The following is a 14,517-nucleotide window of genomic DNA, read 5'->3' on the forward strand; positions in this document are numbered from 1 at the left end:
AGCTTAAGGCTCCAGCTTCGCTCCGTCAGGTGCAAATGCCTCGACCGTGTCGCCGATCCTGAACGACATCATGTCGCGGCCGACCAGCAGCGGCCCCTTGTAGGCGGTCCGCGTGCGCAGGATCAGCGGCTCCTCCGGAATGTCGGGCCCCGGTTTCACCGTGCCGAACACGATGTGGGAATAGACGGCGAGCTTTGGCTTGGCGGACGCAAAGATCCGGCCGGCTTCCTCGGGTGACGTGTGGTGCGCCTGGATGTCCTTATAGACCGGATTTCTGACCAGCAGGTCCGGCTCGATCACCGCAACCTCGTGGATCAGCAGATCGGCGCCTTCAGCCGCCTTCGCGATGCGCTCATCGTATTTGGTGTCGCCGGACAGCACGATCTTGTGGCCGCCATAGTCGACGACATAGCCGAACGACGGCTTGATCCTGTCGCCATGGTTGACCTCGATCGCGGTGACCTTGACGCCGTTGTTGTCGTAGATAGTTCCGGCCTCGATATCCGTCGCGGCGAACTCCACAGCCTTCGGATCGAGATGCTCGTCGTCGATGCGAATGCGGATGTCGTCGGCGAACGCCTTGGTCAGGTTCTCCGTCATGGCGACGGTGCCCTTGGGGCCATAGAGCTTCATAGGTCCCTTGCGCGAGGCCCATGGCGTGGCGAGCCAGCCGGTCAGCCACATGTCGGGAAGGCCGACGAGGTGGTCGGAATGCATATGGGTGACGAAATTCCCGGTGATCGCGCCGAGCGGGATCTTCAGCTTGTAGAGCTGCATGGTCGAGCCGCGGCCGAGATCGAACAGCAGCTTCTCGCTCCCCGCCTCCACCAGCGTCGAAGCGCTGAAACTGGTCGGCCGCGGCGTCGGCACGCCGGTGCCAAGCAGCGTCACCTTGATCGGTTCGGCCGAGACAGCGGTGGTGAACGCGAGCAGCACAAAGCCTGCCCGCAAAAGGATCTTGAGCATAGTGTCCTTCCCTGGATGTCAGATTGTTGCCGCGTCGCCGCGGATCATTCGCGCGCGACCACCGCGTCCAGCCATGCGCAGTTAAGCGGCGGAACGCGCGGGTCGGCGACACGGACGCCGCGGGCCGCCGCATCCAACCGCATGTCGCGCAGGCGCTTGCGCGGCTCCTCCGGCATGTAAAGGCGCTCGTGGCCCCACAGCGAGGGCCCGTCAAAGGTCTCGTGCGGCTGCCAGGTCTCGGGATCGATCACGCGCCCGCCCCAGCCATATTCGATGAAGAAGCCGGACGGCGTATTCACGTAGAACGAGGTCATGTGGTCGTTGGTGTGCCGACCCAGCGTATAGACGACGCGGCCATCTTCGAGTTGCGCAAGGTCGTAGCCCTGCCCGACATCGTCGAGGCTGCCGAGCTCGACCATGAAATGGTGCAGGGCCTTCCGCCCCGACCCGACCATCGCAAAGGAGTGGTGGCGGCCGTTGACGTGGAAGAAATAGAGCCCATACGGCTTCAGCCCGAAATCGGAGACGCGGAAGCCGAGCACGTCGCGATAGAACGGCACCAACGGTTCGACGTCCTCGACATTGAGCACAACATGCCCCATGCCGAGTGCCCCGGTGCGGAAACCCGTGATCGGCCGGCCCGGCTTGAAGGGTTCGCTCGCAAGCTCCGGCTTGCAGAAGGCTTCGAGCCGGTTGCCTGCGGGGTCGGCGAACGCGATCAATTCAGCCACGTGACGCTCGTCGGCGAGCGCGCGCGATCCGCGCGTCACCTTCACGCCGTGGTTTTCCAGCCGCCCAGCCAACTGATCTAGCTCCGCGGTCGAGGGAACCTCCCAGCCCATCACCGCAAGGCCGGCGTCGCTGCTGCCATCGACGATCAGGCGCTGCTTGCGATCATCCATGCGGAAGGCGCGCATCTTGCCGCCGCGATCGACCTGCTGCATGCCGAGCAGCCCGGTCGCCATCTGGCCCCACTGATCGAGCTGGGATGAATTGATCCCGACATAGCCGAGCGCGGTGATTTCCATCGACGTCCTCCCGAGGGCATCGCATTCGCCGCACTGCGGCGAACTTGATACCGGCCGCGCGCGATCCTACGGTGGCCTCCCGCAATCGCTGCGCGTTCGCAAAGACGATAGTCGCGCCACGATCGGTCACAAGGGAGGAAATACGAAGTGTCCAAGGAGCGGACGCGGAACGGACAACCGCGGCAATCGGAGGGCGTCCGCGCCTTCAAGCGCGGGTTGGACGTACTGCAGGAGGTCAACCGCTCCGGCGGCATCCGTGCCGGCGACGTCGCGCGCGCGCTCGACCTGCCCCGTCCCACGGTCTATCGCCTGCTCGAAACGCTGGAGGAGCTCGGCTATGTTGCCCGCAGCGCCAGCGACGACCGCTTTCGCGTGACCCGGCGCGCGCTCAGTCTCGGCGACGGATACGATCCCGGCGTGGTGATCTGCCAGGCCGCCGCACCTTTTCTCGCGGAACTGAGCAAGACCCTGGTCTGGCCGGTCGATCTCTCCACTTACGAGAACGCCGCGATGGTGGTGCAGGAGACCACCCATTCCCGCAGCCCTCTCTCGATCGACCGCGGCATGATCGGCAAGCGCCTGCCGATGTTGCGGACATCTGCGGGCCGCGCCTATCTCGCCGCGTGCCCGGCCCGCGAGCGCGACCTGATCGTCAATCATCTCCGCCGTATCGACGAGGCCGACGACCGCCCCTTCCTCGACCAAGCCCGCCTCGACCAGATGATCGCGGAGACTGCCGCTCGCGGCTACGCGATCCGCAGCCAGGGCGAATACAATCCGAAGACCGCCTCGATTGCCGTCCCCATCACGCGGAACGGCGTTGTGTTCGGGTGTATCTCCATCATCTGGATCCGCTCGGCTCTGGGGATCGAGGAAGCAATAGCGCAGTTTGCAGCGCAACTTCAGGAGACGGCATCCGCCATTCCGGTCGAGGTGTAGGCGGGCCCGTCCGCTGGGCGGACACTTGGCGCGGCGACGTTGAACGGGTGGCATCGCTTGGGGAAGAGATAGCCCCATGCAAGATAAATCCGCCCCCGAAGAGTTTGATGTCGTGATCGTCGGCCGTGGCCCGGTCGGGGCCACGCTCGCCAATCTGCTCGGCCTTTGCGGTGTGCGGACGCTGATACTGGATCGAGAGGCGCGAACCTATCATTTGCCGCGCGCGGTGCATTTCGACGACGAATGCATGCGCGTGTTTCAGACCATTGGCCTCGCCGACGCGATCCTGCCGCAAACCATCCTCAGCCCCGGCATGCTCTTCCTCGACGCCGACGGCCGGATGCTGCTGGATTGGTCACGGCCGCAGACGCTCACGCCGATGGGCTGGAATCTCAGTTACCGCTTCCACCAGCCTGATCTGGAGGACGTGCTGATCGGTGGCCTCTCGCGCTGGCCGCATGTTACCTTGCGAAGCCGCTGCGACGTGTTTGCGCTGGATCAGGACGAGACCGGCGCGCGCGTCCGCTACGAAGACCTTTCCAACGGACAGCTCGGCGAGGTTCGTGCCGGCTACGTCATCGGCTGCGACGGCGCCCGCTCGCTGGTGCGACGCTTCATCGGCTCCGGCATGGAGGATCTCGGCTTCCACGAGCGCTGGCTCGTCATCGACGTGCTGCTCAAGCGCGAGCGCGACGATCTCGGCGACTACAGCCTCCAGCATTGCGATCCGCGGCGGCCTGCGACCTATGTGCGCGGCACCGGCACGCGGCGGCGCTGGGAGATCACGGTTCTTCCCGACGAGACCTCCCAGGAGGTCGCGCAGCCGGCCAGGGTCTGGGAGTTGCTGTCGCGCTGGGTCACCCCCGACGATGCGGAGCTTGAGCGCGCCGCGGTCTACACCTTTCATTCCGTCATTGCGCAGCAATGGCGGAGCGAGCGGCTGCTGCTCGCGGGCGACTCCGCGCACCAGACCCCACCCTTCCTCGGCCAGGGCATGTGCGCCGGCATCCGCGATGCCGCAAACCTCGCCTGGAAGCTTGCTGCGGTCATACGCGAGGGCGTCGCGCCCGATCTGCTCGACACCTATCAGAGCGAGCGCCAGCCGCATGTGCGCGAGTTCATCGAGCTTGCCATTCGCCTCGGCGGCGTCATCAACACCAAGGCGATCGAAACGGGCCTTGCCGCCGGGCAAGCGCGCGAGAATGCGCCGGTCAGGCTCGAGGTGAAAAAGCCCCTGCTCGGCCCGGGGCTCGCGCTCGGCGATCTGCCGGTTGCCGGACATCTCGCACCGCAATTCATACTCGGCGATGGCGCCCGCTCCGACGATCAGATCGGCTACAGGCATGTGTTGCTCGTCGAAAGCGCCGCCACGCTCCCGTCGCATCTGGCTCATTCGCAGGCAGGGCTCGATATCCTGACCAGCGATGATGCAGACGGCATCGGCCCCTGGCTCCGCGAGCACGGCGTCATCGCCGCGCTCGTTCGCCCCGACCGCTACATTCGCGGTACCGCCCGCAACGAGATCGAACTCGGCCGGCTCATCGCCGCCATCACGCCTCCAACCCACGTGCCGTCCGCGGCCTGACCGAACCTCTCAAGGACATCCTATGAAGCTGCTCTCTTTCGTCGCCAATGGCCGCACCTCCTTCGGGGCCGTCAAGGACAATGGCGTCGTCGATCTCGGCGCGCGCATGACGCCCTGCACCACGCTGCGACAGTTGCTCGAAGCCGGCCGCGTCGCCGAGGCGGCAAGGCTGGTGGCATCCACCGCGCCGGATCATCCGCTCGGCAGCATTGCCTTCGCTCCCGTGATCCCCGATCCCGGCAAGATCATCTGCGTCGGCCTCAATTATCGCGATCATGTCGCCGAAACGGGGCGCACCGTCACCGAGAAGCCGGCGCTGTTCGTCCGCTTCCCCTGCAGCCAGGTCGGCCATCTCCAGCCCATCGTGAAGCCGAAAGTGAGCGACGATTTCGACTATGAGGGCGAGCTCGCGCTCGTCATCGGCAAGGCAGGCCGGCATATCCCCGCAGGCCGCGCGCTCGACCATATCGCCGGCTATTCCTGCTACAACGAAGGCAGCATCCGCGACTGGCAACGCCACACCAGCCAGTTCCTCTCCGGCAAGTCCTTTGCCGAGAGCGGCAGCTTTGGTCCGTGGCTGGTGACCGCGGACGAGATTCCCGATCCGTCCAAGCTCACCCTGCAGACGCGGCTGAACGGCACTGTGGTGCAGGACACCACCACGGATCTCCTGATCACAGGCATCCCCGAGCTGATCGCCTACATCTCGACGATCTGTCCGCTCGTCCCCGGCGACGTCATCGTGACGGGCACGCCGGGCGGAGTCGGCGCCAAGCGCACGCCGCCGCTGTGGATGCGCCCCGGCGACACCGTCGAGGTCGAGATCTCCGGCATCGGCACCTTGCGCAACGAGGTCATCGCCGAACCGGCCTGACCGCCGACGCCGATCAATCAAACATAACAACATCAGGAAACGCCATGGTCCCCCTTCGCACGACATCCGCCGCCACTCTGCTCATTGCGCTGGCGCTCGCAGGCCCCACCGCGCGCGCCGAGATCAAGGGCGACGCCATCCGCATCGGCGTCCTCACCGACATGAACGGCATTTTTACGACCGCCATGGGCCCGGGCTCGGTCGAGGCGGCGCGGATGGCGGCGGAGGAGTTCGGCGGCAAGATCAACGGCAAGCCGATCGAGATCCTGCAGGCCGATCACCAGAACAAGCCGGACCTTGCGGCCTCGCTCGCCCGCAAATGGTTCAGCGACGGTGTGCAGGCGATCGCAGACGGTGGCAGTTCCGGTGCGGCGCTCGCGGTGCAGGAGTTGGTGCGCGGCAACGGCAAGATCTTCCTGGTCTCCGGCGCCGGCGCCAACCAGCTCACGGACGAGGCCTGCGCACCGACCAGCGTGCAATGGACCCAGGACGCCTACTCCACCGCGACCGCCGTGGTCTCCGGCATCATGCAGACCAGCAAGGAGCCGTGGTTCTTCATCACCGGCGACTATGCTTTCGGCCATTCGATCGAGGCGACCGCGCGCGACCGCATCGCCGCGCTCGGCGGCAAGGTTGCCGGCAGCGTGAAAGCCCAGCTCGGCACGCCCGACTACTCGTCGTTCCTGCTTCAGGCCCAGTCGTCCGGCGCAAAAATCCTCGCGATCAACGTCGCCGGCGACAACGCCACCGCGATCAAGCAGGCGGAGGAATTCGGGCTCGCAGACCAGGGCATGAAGATCGTGCCGATGTCGTTCCAGAACGTCGACATCGAGGCGGTCGGCCTGAAGGCGACGCGCGGCGATCTCATCGTCACCTCGTTCTTCGAGGACGTCTCGCCGGACGCCCGGAAATTCTCGGACGCGTTCTATGCCCGCCGCAAGGCGATGCCGTCACAGATCCAGGCCGGCGTCTATTCCGCCGTGCGTCACTATCTGCAGGCCGTCAAGGACAGCGATACGGACGACAGCGCGGCCGTGATGGCCAAGATGAAGGCGACGCCGGTGTCGGATGCGTATACGCCGAACGGTCGCATCCGCGAGGACCAGCGCATGGTGCACGATCTCTATCTGGTGCAGGTCAAGACGCCCGAGGAGTCGAAGGGCCCGTGGGACTTCGTCAAGCTGGTCGCGACCATCCCGCCCGACCAAGCCTTCCGCCCGCTCGACCGCAGCAAGTGCAGCCTGGTCGGCAGGTAATCGAATCAGGCGAGATAACGCGTGAGATAGCCTTCCATGGCGTAGAGCGCGCAGAGCGCGAGGCTCGACCACACCGCGGCGGTGAAATACAGGAACATCCAGGTCAGCTCGCCCTTCCAGTGCGCGATGTCGTGGGTCACCACCCAGCGCGTCGCGACGTCGTGCAGGCCTTCGAGCAGGCCGAGGAGCTTGTTGCCCTCTTCATGCCCCGCCCGCCAGCGGCTGAGATACATCGGCACGTCGACGGTGACGAGGAAGGCGAGGAAGCAGGCGATGCCGATGATGCCTGACATCAGCGCCCAGCGCACCGGTCCCTGGAATTCCGGCATCAGGCGGCACAGCGCGATGCCGGCGAGGAAAAACGTCACCGCCCACAGCGAATTCTCGATCGCGTTGTAGAGGAAATTCGTGGTGACGACCGCGTACCAGGAGAAGCACTCCGCGATGATGATGATGGGCACGATCACCAGCGCGATGTTCACCGCGGTCTCCGCCCCCGTCATGTGACCCAGCTGATGCAGGATGATCGCCCATTGCGCGACGAAGCACAGCTCGGCCACGGTCGCGACGGTGCGGCCGACGAAGACACTGGAGAGCCAGGTGTCGAACAGGCAGATGCGCTGCACGTCGGCGCGCGGCAGGAACGATCGGAACGCGCAGCCGAACACATAGCCGGCGCAGAGCAGGAACATCAGCCCGATATCCGAACCGCCGCCGGCGCTGCCGGCAACCGTCGGATAGAACTCGCGGTACAGCATGAACCAGACGAGGATGTTGGCACTGCTTACAAGCGTCAGGGAGCCCCACCACCACGCGAGGGGATTTGACCGCGCCTGCCACTGCAACATGAATCGCTCCGCCGTAATCGATATGACATCAAGCGGTAGCAATTCTGTCATAAATTGGCGGCACGACGCGACAAAAATCTACGTTATGGCGCTGTCATAATTGACCTGCGCGCTGTCATATTCGCGAAGACGACTGCTCTCCCCACGTATTTCCGAGCTTATTCCGGGGCGCCTCTTCGAGGCCCCCGGATTAGCGCGAGGACTTTATTTTTTCATCCCACCAACATACGCCGCGAGCTTGTCCAGCGTCTGGTAGCCGTATTCGACGGCGCCGAAGCCGATCATGCCATCGCGCTGCTCGGTGCTCGAGGCCAGTTGCCGCATCATCAGCACGGTCTTGCCGTTGCTCTGCTCGGCGAAGGTGATGGTGAAGCGGAACATGCCGGGATCGTCGTCCCGGTCGACGCCGTGATCCATCTCCATCAGCGACGGCCGCTCGATGCGGCGGAAGCGCATGCGGTTAGGATAGACGGTGCCGTCGGGACCGATCATGTTGAAGCGCCAGACGCCGCCGACACGCACGTCGATCTCGAAGGTCTCGAGCTTGAAGCCCTTCGGCCCGAACCATTGCGGGAGATGTTTTGGATCGGACCACGCCTCGAACACCAGATCGCGCGGCGCGTCGATCACGCGCGACATCACGATCTCGCGGTCCATCGACCATTGCGACAGAGCGGGATTGGCAGAATTCGTCATCACTCGGAACCTTTCCGTTTGGTTGTGCGGGACGGCCGCTTGGCGGCCGCCCTCTCCTTCTCTTTCTTCAGTTGCAAGACGTAAGCCTCGAACCGGTCGAGCCGTGCCTCCCAGATCGCGCGCTGCCGCTGGAACCAGTCCTCCGCGCCGACGAGCGCGTCCGGGCTGAGACGGCAGGTGCGCACGCGGCCGGATTTCTCCGACTGAACGAGCCCGCTCGTCTCCAGCACATGGATGTGTTTCATGAAGCTCGGCAGCGCCATCTCGAACGGATCGGCGAGCTCGCCGACCGACGCCTCGCCGGCACAGAGCCGCATCACGATCGCGCGCCTTGTGGGATCAGCGAGGGCTGCGAAGATCTGGTCGAGCTGGGATAATTGGTTAGCCATGAAGCTAACTATAGACTCGCCACCGTCCGCCGTCAATAATTGTTAGCCCACAAGCTAAGTATTTTTCCGCAAGCCCGCGCCGACGGAACCCACAACGCGCAATCGTGAATTGGGGCAGCCGGCCCTCCCCGTTAGAAGAGAGAGGGGGCGCATCGCATCATGCGTCAGAGCCGTGCCGTCTGTTGTCACCTCATCACACCTCACCCGGCGGGCGTTCACCGGGGCTGCGCTCGTTCCCTTCGCGCTGGCCTGGCCGCGCCGCGCATCCGCGGATTCCGACATGATCGCGCAGATGCGCGACATCGTCGCTCACGAGCTGGCGCCGACCATGACGCCGGACCAGCCGGGCGGCCTCGCCGCCGCGCTCTATGCCGGCCGCCATGTCGAGTTCTTCAACTACGGCTTCGCCGACGACGCCACGCGACGACCGGTCACGCCGGATACGCTGTTCAACCTTGGTTCGCTGCGCAAGCCGTTCGAGGCGACGCTGGTGGCGCTGGGCTCGCTCCGGGGTGAATTGCGGCTCGACGACCCGCTGCCGAAATATCTGCCCGAGCTCACCGGAGACTATGTCCGCCGCGTCACCGTCGGCCAGCTCGCCACGCACACGTCGGGCATGCTGCTGTCGACCGACCATCCACCCTGGCCGAACGACTCGTTCTCGCAGGCGCAGTTCATCGACATGTTCAACGCCTTCGAGCCGCAGGCCGGCGAAGCGCCCGGCAAGCAGCGCGTCTACAGCCATGCCTGTTACGTGCTGCTTCAGCTCGCGCTGGAGCGCTGCTACGGCGCTCCGATCGCAACCCTGTTCGAACAGCGCATCCTTGGACCGATCGGCATGAATGCGACCTCCCTGCCGGAGCGCGGCGAGGACAACCGCGCCGTGATGGACGCGGCGTGGATGCAGCGCGTCGTGCAAGGCTATTCGGATCAGGGAATGGCGATCGGCCCACCCGGCAACCAGCAGAGCTATTTCGACTTTCCCGGCGCCGGCCAGATGTTTTCGTCCGCGCGGGATCTCGCGACCTTCGTTGCGGCCTGCGTCGACGGCCGCTCGGTCGATCCGCATTTGCGCGAGGCGCTGCAGATGACGCAGAGCGAGAGCTTCCGCGTCGACGACAAATTCGGACAAGGCATGGCCTGGGAGACGGTCCACCTCCCCGACGCCACTATCGTCGACAAGCCCGGCGGTCTCAACAATGCCTCCGGCTATCTCGGCCTCGTCCCGATCAGGCAGATCGGCTTCGTCCTGCTCGCCAATCGGGGCGAATACCCGCACGAGATCGTTCGCTACAAGATCCTGCCCGCGCTGGCGAAGCTCGTCGCCTCGCACTGAACCGTCCCTCGCAACAGAAAGCCCCGGCAGGGCCGGGGCTTTCCGCGCCAGATCAGGAACGGGATGCTCAGTACCTGGCGACGACCGGTCCGCCGAACTTGTAGTTCACGCCGACGCGCACGATGTTCGACTTGAGATCGACCGAGTGGGTGTAGACGTTGCTCGGAAATGGCGTCGTTCCGGCAAAGCCGACCAAATTGGTGCTGGTCGCGCTGGCGCGGCCGAGATCGACGTAGAGATATTCGGCCTTGAGCGACCAGCCGCCGCCGAAGGCATATTCGGTGCCGACGCCTGCGGTCCAGCCGAGGCGCGTGTCGCGGATCGTGGCCGACTCGGTGGCGGCCGAGAACGTGTCGGTGAAGTTGAAATTGCCCTTCACCTCGGAGATCGCCGCGCCGCCCGTCGCGTACAGCAGCCAGGTCGGAGCCGCGAGGAAGCCGATGCGGCCACGGATGGTGGCGAGCCAATCGGCCGAGACCGACGACGACACGGTAAAGCCTGTCGGGGCGCAGCAGGGATAGAGAGCAGAGCCCGTCGCGCTGCCCTTGAAACCGAAATAGTTGATGTCGCCTTCGAGGCCGAGCACGGCGTGGTTGACCTGCCAGTTGTAGCCCGCGGTAAAGCCGCCGGTCACGCTGGAGCTGTTGACGCCCTGGGCGCCGACCGTGTTGATGGCGGGGACGCTGCTCGCCGCAAAATAGCCGGTCGGAGAGAACACCGTCGAGGTGTTCAGATCAGAGTCGCCCCACTGCCCGCCGACATTGCCGCCGACGTAAAAGCCCGTCCAGTTATAGGCCGGCGCCATGATCGGCGCCTTGGTGTATTGCGCCGCGAGGTCGGCCGCCTGCGCGGATGCGGTGCCGAGCACAATCGAAGCGACCGCCAGCAAAAGCTTCTTCATTCCAATCTCCATTCCCCCACGCGCTTGATCTCGCGTTTTCGATGCGCGCTGGTGGGAGCCATCCCGCGCAGTTCGGGAATAGGCGGAGGACGTCCGTTCGTCTCGGCCTGCGGCGCAGTTCGTATGGACTGTGACGTAGTCAGTGACCTATCGCGCAAGACCAATGGCGAGTGTGACCGATGAGCCACGCATTATGCTTCATCGACGGCGCGCAACGCACGAACGCGTCGCACCACGACAAGGCTATGCGAGTATGGAGATTCTCAACGATACACTTATCTACCGACACGGTGACGAGCCTAGATCGAGACTGGCCACAAACATCGCTGCACAAGCACGCGGACGGTCGCCATTTAGTTCGTAGATGACGGAAATGGTCGACGAGATGATCCCGTCTATTGTCTGTCGCGACGATCGCTATCCGCCTTACCATCGGCGGGCAGGTCGTTCGCGCCGATACCTCACAGGTTGCAGGAAATCTTTTGCTTGCGCTCGGGAATCCCTTTCCAACGACAGGGCGGCTTATCTTTTCGCGTAACTTCGACCTCTACTAAAGAAAATATCGGGTTTACCCCGTACTCGCTACGCTCCGTTGCCAAATATGATTTCCCGTTTATGCGGACTTCATAGTCTCTTGGTGGGGCGGGTATCACAACAATGTGGATGACCGGCATCTCTTGTAGAGCTGCAACGAAATCAGCTATTCCCCAAGGGGTGCCCAAGGTATTTCCCTGCTTGAACCGATACCAATTATACAAGAAGTCTTCTGTGACAACTACGCCTCGTTGCTTTTCCCAACGTTGGGCCTCCGCAAAAATTTCTTTGTCCTCTGCATCTATGAGCGCACGACTCGAAATTGGCATGCTTGTTCCCTGACGTTTGGGCAAATCGGAGATGAGCATGCCACTGAGAAGCAGTACCGCTAAGATGCTCATGGTTCGCTCCTTCTCTGTGTTGCTGATGTCAAAATGGACGACGACATCATGATGACTAGCATCGCAAGGCCTGCTAGAAGGAAACAGAGCGATGAAAAAAATAATCGCTGCATCACGTCTTCAGAGACGAGATTTAGACACTCGTTCAGCCAGCCATTGGCAACCTTGATTTTCCAGAATACGCCGGCCAACACTGACTGACTCAGCAACAAGACTGCGCTCAATAGGATGACTTTGCCATTGGACGACAATGCCATCCCGGATTTCAAGCCGAACAAGAGGGCACCGCCGGCCCCAATCGATGCCACAGCGAGCTTGATACCAAGATCAATCGTACCGTCGAGCGCCATGATCGTTTTCTGGTAGGACTCACCTGTGGTACCTTTCACACAGGCGCCAAAGTCGCCATTCAGTGCCCAAACCCAACCACTTGCGCATCCCGCGGAAAGGGCCAGCGCGAACCAGATGCTGAACAGGCTCAATGATGGCAATCTAAACATGCCACCTCCTAGCGCGACCGCGCCCGCAATGCTGCCGCATAGCCGCGTGATGCCCGGCTTGCTGGCGCGAATTGTTGCGCATGATCCTGACGTCGCTGACGATCTGGAGGAAGCCGAATAGCACGGCGGCCGGAACGAAGAGACCGATCCCGATCACCACGATCAGGACGTTGGCAACTTGATGACTTCCTACCCGTGCCGCCAATGTCGTCGGGTTTGAGACGAAGACAGCAATCGTCAACCCAACAAGGACTCGATGGGGGGGCGGAAATGGCCTTGAAACCAAATGCCATCACTACTGCCCTATTTAAATTGTTTTAAAACTATAGCGCAACCATTACGAGTGCATCAAGTAGGCAATTGTGTACGATCACCATCAAGCCAACCGCCACTGACATGGCGCACCGGCCATTCGATCGACATGTGAGCGTCACTACGGCCAGTATTGCACATATTGATTGTCTGACGATCGCCAGCCGCGATTTGGTTCGAGCCAGCCAGCGCTATCAAGACTTCGTCGGCCATGTAGAACCACGTAACTCGCCACGCACCACCGCTGATGATAGCGTGGTGCTACGCTTCACACCGAGCGCGTCAGTCCGCCGTCGACGCGGACATTCTGACCGGTGATGTAGGCGGCACCCTCGGACGCCAGGAACGACACCGTCGCTGCGACCTCCTCGACCTTGCCGTAGCGCTTCATCGGCACGCTGTCGCGGCGCGCGTCCAGCTGCGGCAGGCTGTCGATCCAGCCCGGCAGAACGTTGTTCATGCGGACGTTGTCGGCGGCATGGGTGTCGGTGAAGATCTTCGTGAAGGCGGCAAGGCCTGCGCGGAATACCGCGGAGGTCGGAAACATCGCGCTCGGCTCGAATGCCCAGGCGGTCGAGATGTTGATGATGGCGCCGCTCTTCTGCGCCTGCATCACCGGCGTCACCAGCCGGGTCGGCCGGATCACGTTGAGGAGATACGTGTCGAGGCCGGTGTGCCACTGCTCGTCGGTGATCTCCGTGATCGCCGCGCGCGGCCCGTGGCCGGCGCTGTTGACGAGCACGTCGATGCGTCCCCATTTGGCCATCGCCCCGTCGACGAGCCGCTTCAGATCATCGTTCGACTTGTTGGAGCCGGTGACGCCGAGGCCGCCGAGCTCGACTGCCAGCGCCTCGCCCTTGCCGGAGGACGACAGGATCGCGACGCGAAAGCCGTCGGCCGCGAGCCGCCGCGCAGCCCCTGCCCCCATGCCGCTGCCGCCGGCGGTGACCAGTGCGACCTTCTCTGCTGCCATGACCGATCATCCCTGTGTTGAGGCGAGCCCCGGGCCCGGCCTATCATGAGGCCTTCTACCGCCGGACCTGCCGCCAGGTCCACCGCCCAGGGCATCCGTCAAGCCATCCGTCAAGGCATCCGACATGAGCGATTTGCATATCCGCAATTTGCGCCCCGAGGAGATCGCCATCGCCGTCGACTGGGCCGCGGCCGAGGGCTGGAATCCGGGCCTCGGCGACGCCGCCTGTTTCGCCATCCCGGACGCGAAAGGCTTCTTCGTCGGCGAGATCGACGGCGAGCCGGTCGCGACCGTCTCCTGCGTCAATTACGACGATCGCTTCGCCTTCCTCGGCTTCTACATCGTGCGCGCAGGCTTTCGCGGCGCGGGCCACGGCCTGCGCATCTGGAACGCGGCGATCGCGCATGCGGGCGCCCGCGTGATCGGGCTCGATGGCGTCGTCGCGCAGCAGGACAATTACAAGAAGTCCGGCTTCCAGCTTGCCTACGCCAATATCCGGTACGGCGGCATCGTCGCCGCGCCGCCGAATCCGCCTGCCGAAATCGTCGCGCTCGACAACATCCCGTTCGCGCTCGTTGAAGCCGACGACGCGACCGTCTTCCCAGCCGCGCGCAGCGCGTTCCTGCGCGCCTGGATCAACACATCAGGCCATCTCGGCGGCGCGCTGCTGCGCGACGGCAAGCTCGCGGCATGGGGGGTGATCCGGCCCTGCCGGACCGGCCACAAGATAGGCCCGCTCGTCGCCGACGACCGCGGAGCGGCGGACGCGATCGTGCAGGCCCTGCTGGCGAGCGCAGGCGGCGGCGAGGTCTTCCTCGACGTCCCCGCCATCAATCGCGAGGCCATCGCGCTCGCGGAATCGCTCGGGCTCAAGCCGGTGTTCGAGACGGCGCGGATGTACACAGGGCCGATCCCGCCGCTGCGGATCGACCGCGTTTTCGGCGTGACCAGCTTTGAGCTGGGCTAGCTGGGCGGACGC

The 14,517-nt window shown here is 63.9% G+C and carries 16 protein-coding genes; 6 read left to right on the forward strand and 10 right to left on the reverse strand.

The window, feature by feature from the left end; genetic code table 11:
- Window positions 1-3: 3 nt before the first annotated feature.
- Together AB7008_RS30160 and AB7008_RS30165 are read right to left on the reverse strand one after the other, a co-directional pair.
- On the reverse strand, window positions 4-966 hold the full coding sequence (locus tag AB7008_RS30160; protein ID WP_441259981.1) for an MBL fold metallo-hydrolase: 963 nt from the start codon (window positions 964-966) through the stop codon (window positions 4-6).
- Between the two features lie 44 nt (window positions 967-1,010).
- Entirely contained in the window at window positions 1,011-1,994 is a 984-nt protein-coding gene (locus AB7008_RS30165; RefSeq protein ID WP_441259982.1) for a VOC family protein, read from the reverse strand.
- Between the two features lie 147 nt (window positions 1,995-2,141).
- Here AB7008_RS30165 and AB7008_RS30170 point away from each other — a divergent pair, with 147 nt between their 5' ends.
- The 4 genes from AB7008_RS30170 to AB7008_RS30185 all read left to right on the forward strand — a co-directional run bounded on the left by AB7008_RS30170 (window position 2,142) and on the right by AB7008_RS30185 (window position 6,648).
- Window positions 2,142-2,933, forward strand: coding sequence for a DNA-binding transcriptional regulator (locus AB7008_RS30170; RefSeq protein WP_038936241.1), 792 nt, complete (start codon window positions 2,142-2,144; stop codon window positions 2,931-2,933).
- Window positions 2,934-3,009: 76 nt separating this feature from the next.
- On the forward strand, window positions 3,010-4,518 hold the full coding sequence (mhpA, locus tag AB7008_RS30175; RefSeq protein WP_441259983.1) for a bifunctional 3-(3-hydroxy-phenyl)propionate/3-hydroxycinnamic acid hydroxylase MhpA: 1,509 nt from the start codon (window positions 3,010-3,012) through the stop codon (window positions 4,516-4,518).
- A gap of 22 nt (window positions 4,519-4,540) precedes the next feature.
- Window positions 4,541-5,392 carry a fumarylacetoacetate hydrolase family protein gene (locus AB7008_RS30180; protein WP_441259984.1) on the forward strand — a complete coding sequence of 284 codons (852 nt, stop codon included), beginning with the start codon at window positions 4,541-4,543 and terminating at the stop codon, window positions 5,390-5,392.
- 44 nt (window positions 5,393-5,436) lie between these two features.
- Window positions 5,437-6,648: an ABC transporter substrate-binding protein gene (locus AB7008_RS30185; RefSeq protein WP_441259985.1), complete on the forward strand. Its 1,212-nt coding sequence runs from the start codon at window positions 5,437-5,439 to the stop codon at window positions 6,646-6,648.
- A 5-nt stretch (window positions 6,649-6,653) separates the two neighbouring features.
- On the opposite strand, the gene AB7008_RS30190 is transcribed toward AB7008_RS30185, so the two are convergent.
- The 3 genes from AB7008_RS30190 to AB7008_RS30200 form a co-directional block, all read right to left on the reverse strand.
- A complete protein-coding gene (locus tag AB7008_RS30190) occupies window positions 6,654-7,496 on the reverse strand; it encodes a hypothetical protein (protein WP_028154952.1) in 843 nt (280 codons plus the stop codon).
- A gap of 204 nt (window positions 7,497-7,700) precedes the next feature.
- Window positions 7,701-8,192, reverse strand: a complete 492-nt coding sequence (locus AB7008_RS30195) for an SRPBCC family protein (protein ID WP_441259986.1) — start codon at window positions 8,190-8,192, stop codon at window positions 7,701-7,703.
- A complete protein-coding gene (locus AB7008_RS30200) occupies window positions 8,192-8,581 on the reverse strand; it encodes an ArsR/SmtB family transcription factor (RefSeq protein ID WP_041959428.1) in 390 nt (129 codons plus the stop codon). Before AB7008_RS30200 ends, AB7008_RS30195 begins: the two co-directional genes overlap by 1 nt.
- Before the next feature lie 172 nt (window positions 8,582-8,753).
- Here AB7008_RS30200 and AB7008_RS30205 point away from each other — a divergent pair, with 172 nt between their 5' ends.
- A complete protein-coding gene (locus AB7008_RS30205) occupies window positions 8,754-9,917 on the forward strand; it encodes a serine hydrolase (RefSeq protein ID WP_441259987.1) in 1,164 nt (387 codons plus the stop codon).
- 67 nt (window positions 9,918-9,984) lie between these two features.
- On the opposite strand, the gene AB7008_RS30210 is transcribed toward AB7008_RS30205, so the two are convergent.
- From AB7008_RS30210 to AB7008_RS30230, 5 genes are all read right to left on the reverse strand, one after another.
- The gene (locus tag AB7008_RS30210; protein WP_014494590.1) at window positions 9,985-10,818 is read right to left on the reverse strand and encodes an outer membrane protein; all 834 of its coding nucleotides are present in this window, start codon (window positions 10,816-10,818) and stop codon (window positions 9,985-9,987) included.
- Window positions 10,819-11,279: 461 nt separating this feature from the next.
- Window positions 11,280-11,753: a hypothetical protein gene (locus AB7008_RS30215; RefSeq protein ID WP_441259988.1), complete on the reverse strand. Its 474-nt coding sequence runs from the start codon at window positions 11,751-11,753 to the stop codon at window positions 11,280-11,282.
- Window positions 11,750-12,253, reverse strand: coding sequence for a hypothetical protein (locus AB7008_RS30220; protein WP_441259989.1), 504 nt, complete (start codon window positions 12,251-12,253; stop codon window positions 11,750-11,752). Before AB7008_RS30220 ends, AB7008_RS30215 begins: the two co-directional genes overlap by 4 nt.
- Window positions 12,254-12,601: 348 nt before the next feature.
- A complete protein-coding gene (locus tag AB7008_RS30225; protein WP_441259990.1) occupies window positions 12,602-12,778 on the reverse strand; it encodes a hypothetical protein in 177 nt (58 codons plus the stop codon).
- 55 nt (window positions 12,779-12,833) lie between these two features.
- Window positions 12,834-13,538 carry an SDR family oxidoreductase gene (locus AB7008_RS30230; RefSeq protein WP_441259991.1) on the reverse strand — a complete coding sequence of 235 codons (705 nt, stop codon included), beginning with the start codon at window positions 13,536-13,538 and terminating at the stop codon, window positions 12,834-12,836.
- 124 nt (window positions 13,539-13,662) lie between these two features.
- Here AB7008_RS30230 and AB7008_RS30235 point away from each other — a divergent pair, with 124 nt between their 5' ends.
- Complete coding sequence (locus tag AB7008_RS30235) at window positions 13,663-14,505, forward strand: GNAT family N-acetyltransferase (RefSeq protein WP_441259992.1); 843 nt, start codon at window positions 13,663-13,665, stop codon at window positions 14,503-14,505.
- Window positions 14,506-14,517: the final 12 nt, after the last annotated feature.

This window comes from Bradyrhizobium sp. 521_C7_N1_3 (assembly GCF_052075975.1).
Classification (GTDB): Bacteria; Pseudomonadota; Alphaproteobacteria; order Rhizobiales; family Xanthobacteraceae; genus Bradyrhizobium; species Bradyrhizobium japonicum.

Bases quoted from the DNA above. Each gene is read 5' to 3' on its own strand.
- AB7008_RS30160 (WP_441259981.1), bottom strand. From the start codon at position 966: ATGCTCAAGATCCTTTTGCGGGCAGGCTTTGTGCTGCTCGCGTTCACC.
- AB7008_RS30165 (WP_441259982.1), bottom strand. From the start codon at position 1,994: ATGGAAATCACCGCGCTCGGCTATGTCGGGATCAATTCATCCCAGCTC.
- mhpA (WP_441259983.1), top strand. From the start codon at position 3,010: ATGCAAGATAAATCCGCCCCCGAAGAGTTTGATGTCGTGATCGTCGGC.
- AB7008_RS30180 (WP_441259984.1), top strand. From the start codon at position 4,541: ATGAAGCTGCTCTCTTTCGTCGCCAATGGCCGCACCTCCTTCGGGGCC.
- AB7008_RS30185 (WP_441259985.1), top strand. From the start codon at position 5,437: ATGGTCCCCCTTCGCACGACATCCGCCGCCACTCTGCTCATTGCGCTG.
- AB7008_RS30190 (WP_028154952.1), bottom strand. From the start codon at position 7,496: ATGTTGCAGTGGCAGGCGCGGTCAAATCCCCTCGCGTGGTGGTGGGGC.
- AB7008_RS30195 (WP_441259986.1), bottom strand. From the start codon at position 8,192: ATGACGAATTCTGCCAATCCCGCTCTGTCGCAATGGTCGATGGACCGC.
- AB7008_RS30200 (WP_041959428.1), bottom strand. From the start codon at position 8,581: ATGGCTAACCAATTATCCCAGCTCGACCAGATCTTCGCAGCCCTCGCT.
- AB7008_RS30210 (WP_014494590.1), bottom strand. From the start codon at position 10,818: ATGAAGAAGCTTTTGCTGGCGGTCGCTTCGATTGTGCTCGGCACCGCA.
- AB7008_RS30215 (WP_441259988.1), bottom strand. From the start codon at position 11,753: ATGAGCATCTTAGCGGTACTGCTTCTCAGTGGCATGCTCATCTCCGAT.
- AB7008_RS30220 (WP_441259989.1), bottom strand. From the start codon at position 12,253: ATGTTTAGATTGCCATCATTGAGCCTGTTCAGCATCTGGTTCGCGCTG.
- AB7008_RS30225 (WP_441259990.1), bottom strand. From the start codon at position 12,778: ATGGCCGACGAAGTCTTGATAGCGCTGGCTGGCTCGAACCAAATCGCG.
- AB7008_RS30230 (WP_441259991.1), bottom strand. From the start codon at position 13,538: ATGGCAGCAGAGAAGGTCGCACTGGTCACCGCCGGCGGCAGCGGCATG.
- AB7008_RS30235 (WP_441259992.1), top strand. From the start codon at position 13,663: ATGAGCGATTTGCATATCCGCAATTTGCGCCCCGAGGAGATCGCCATC.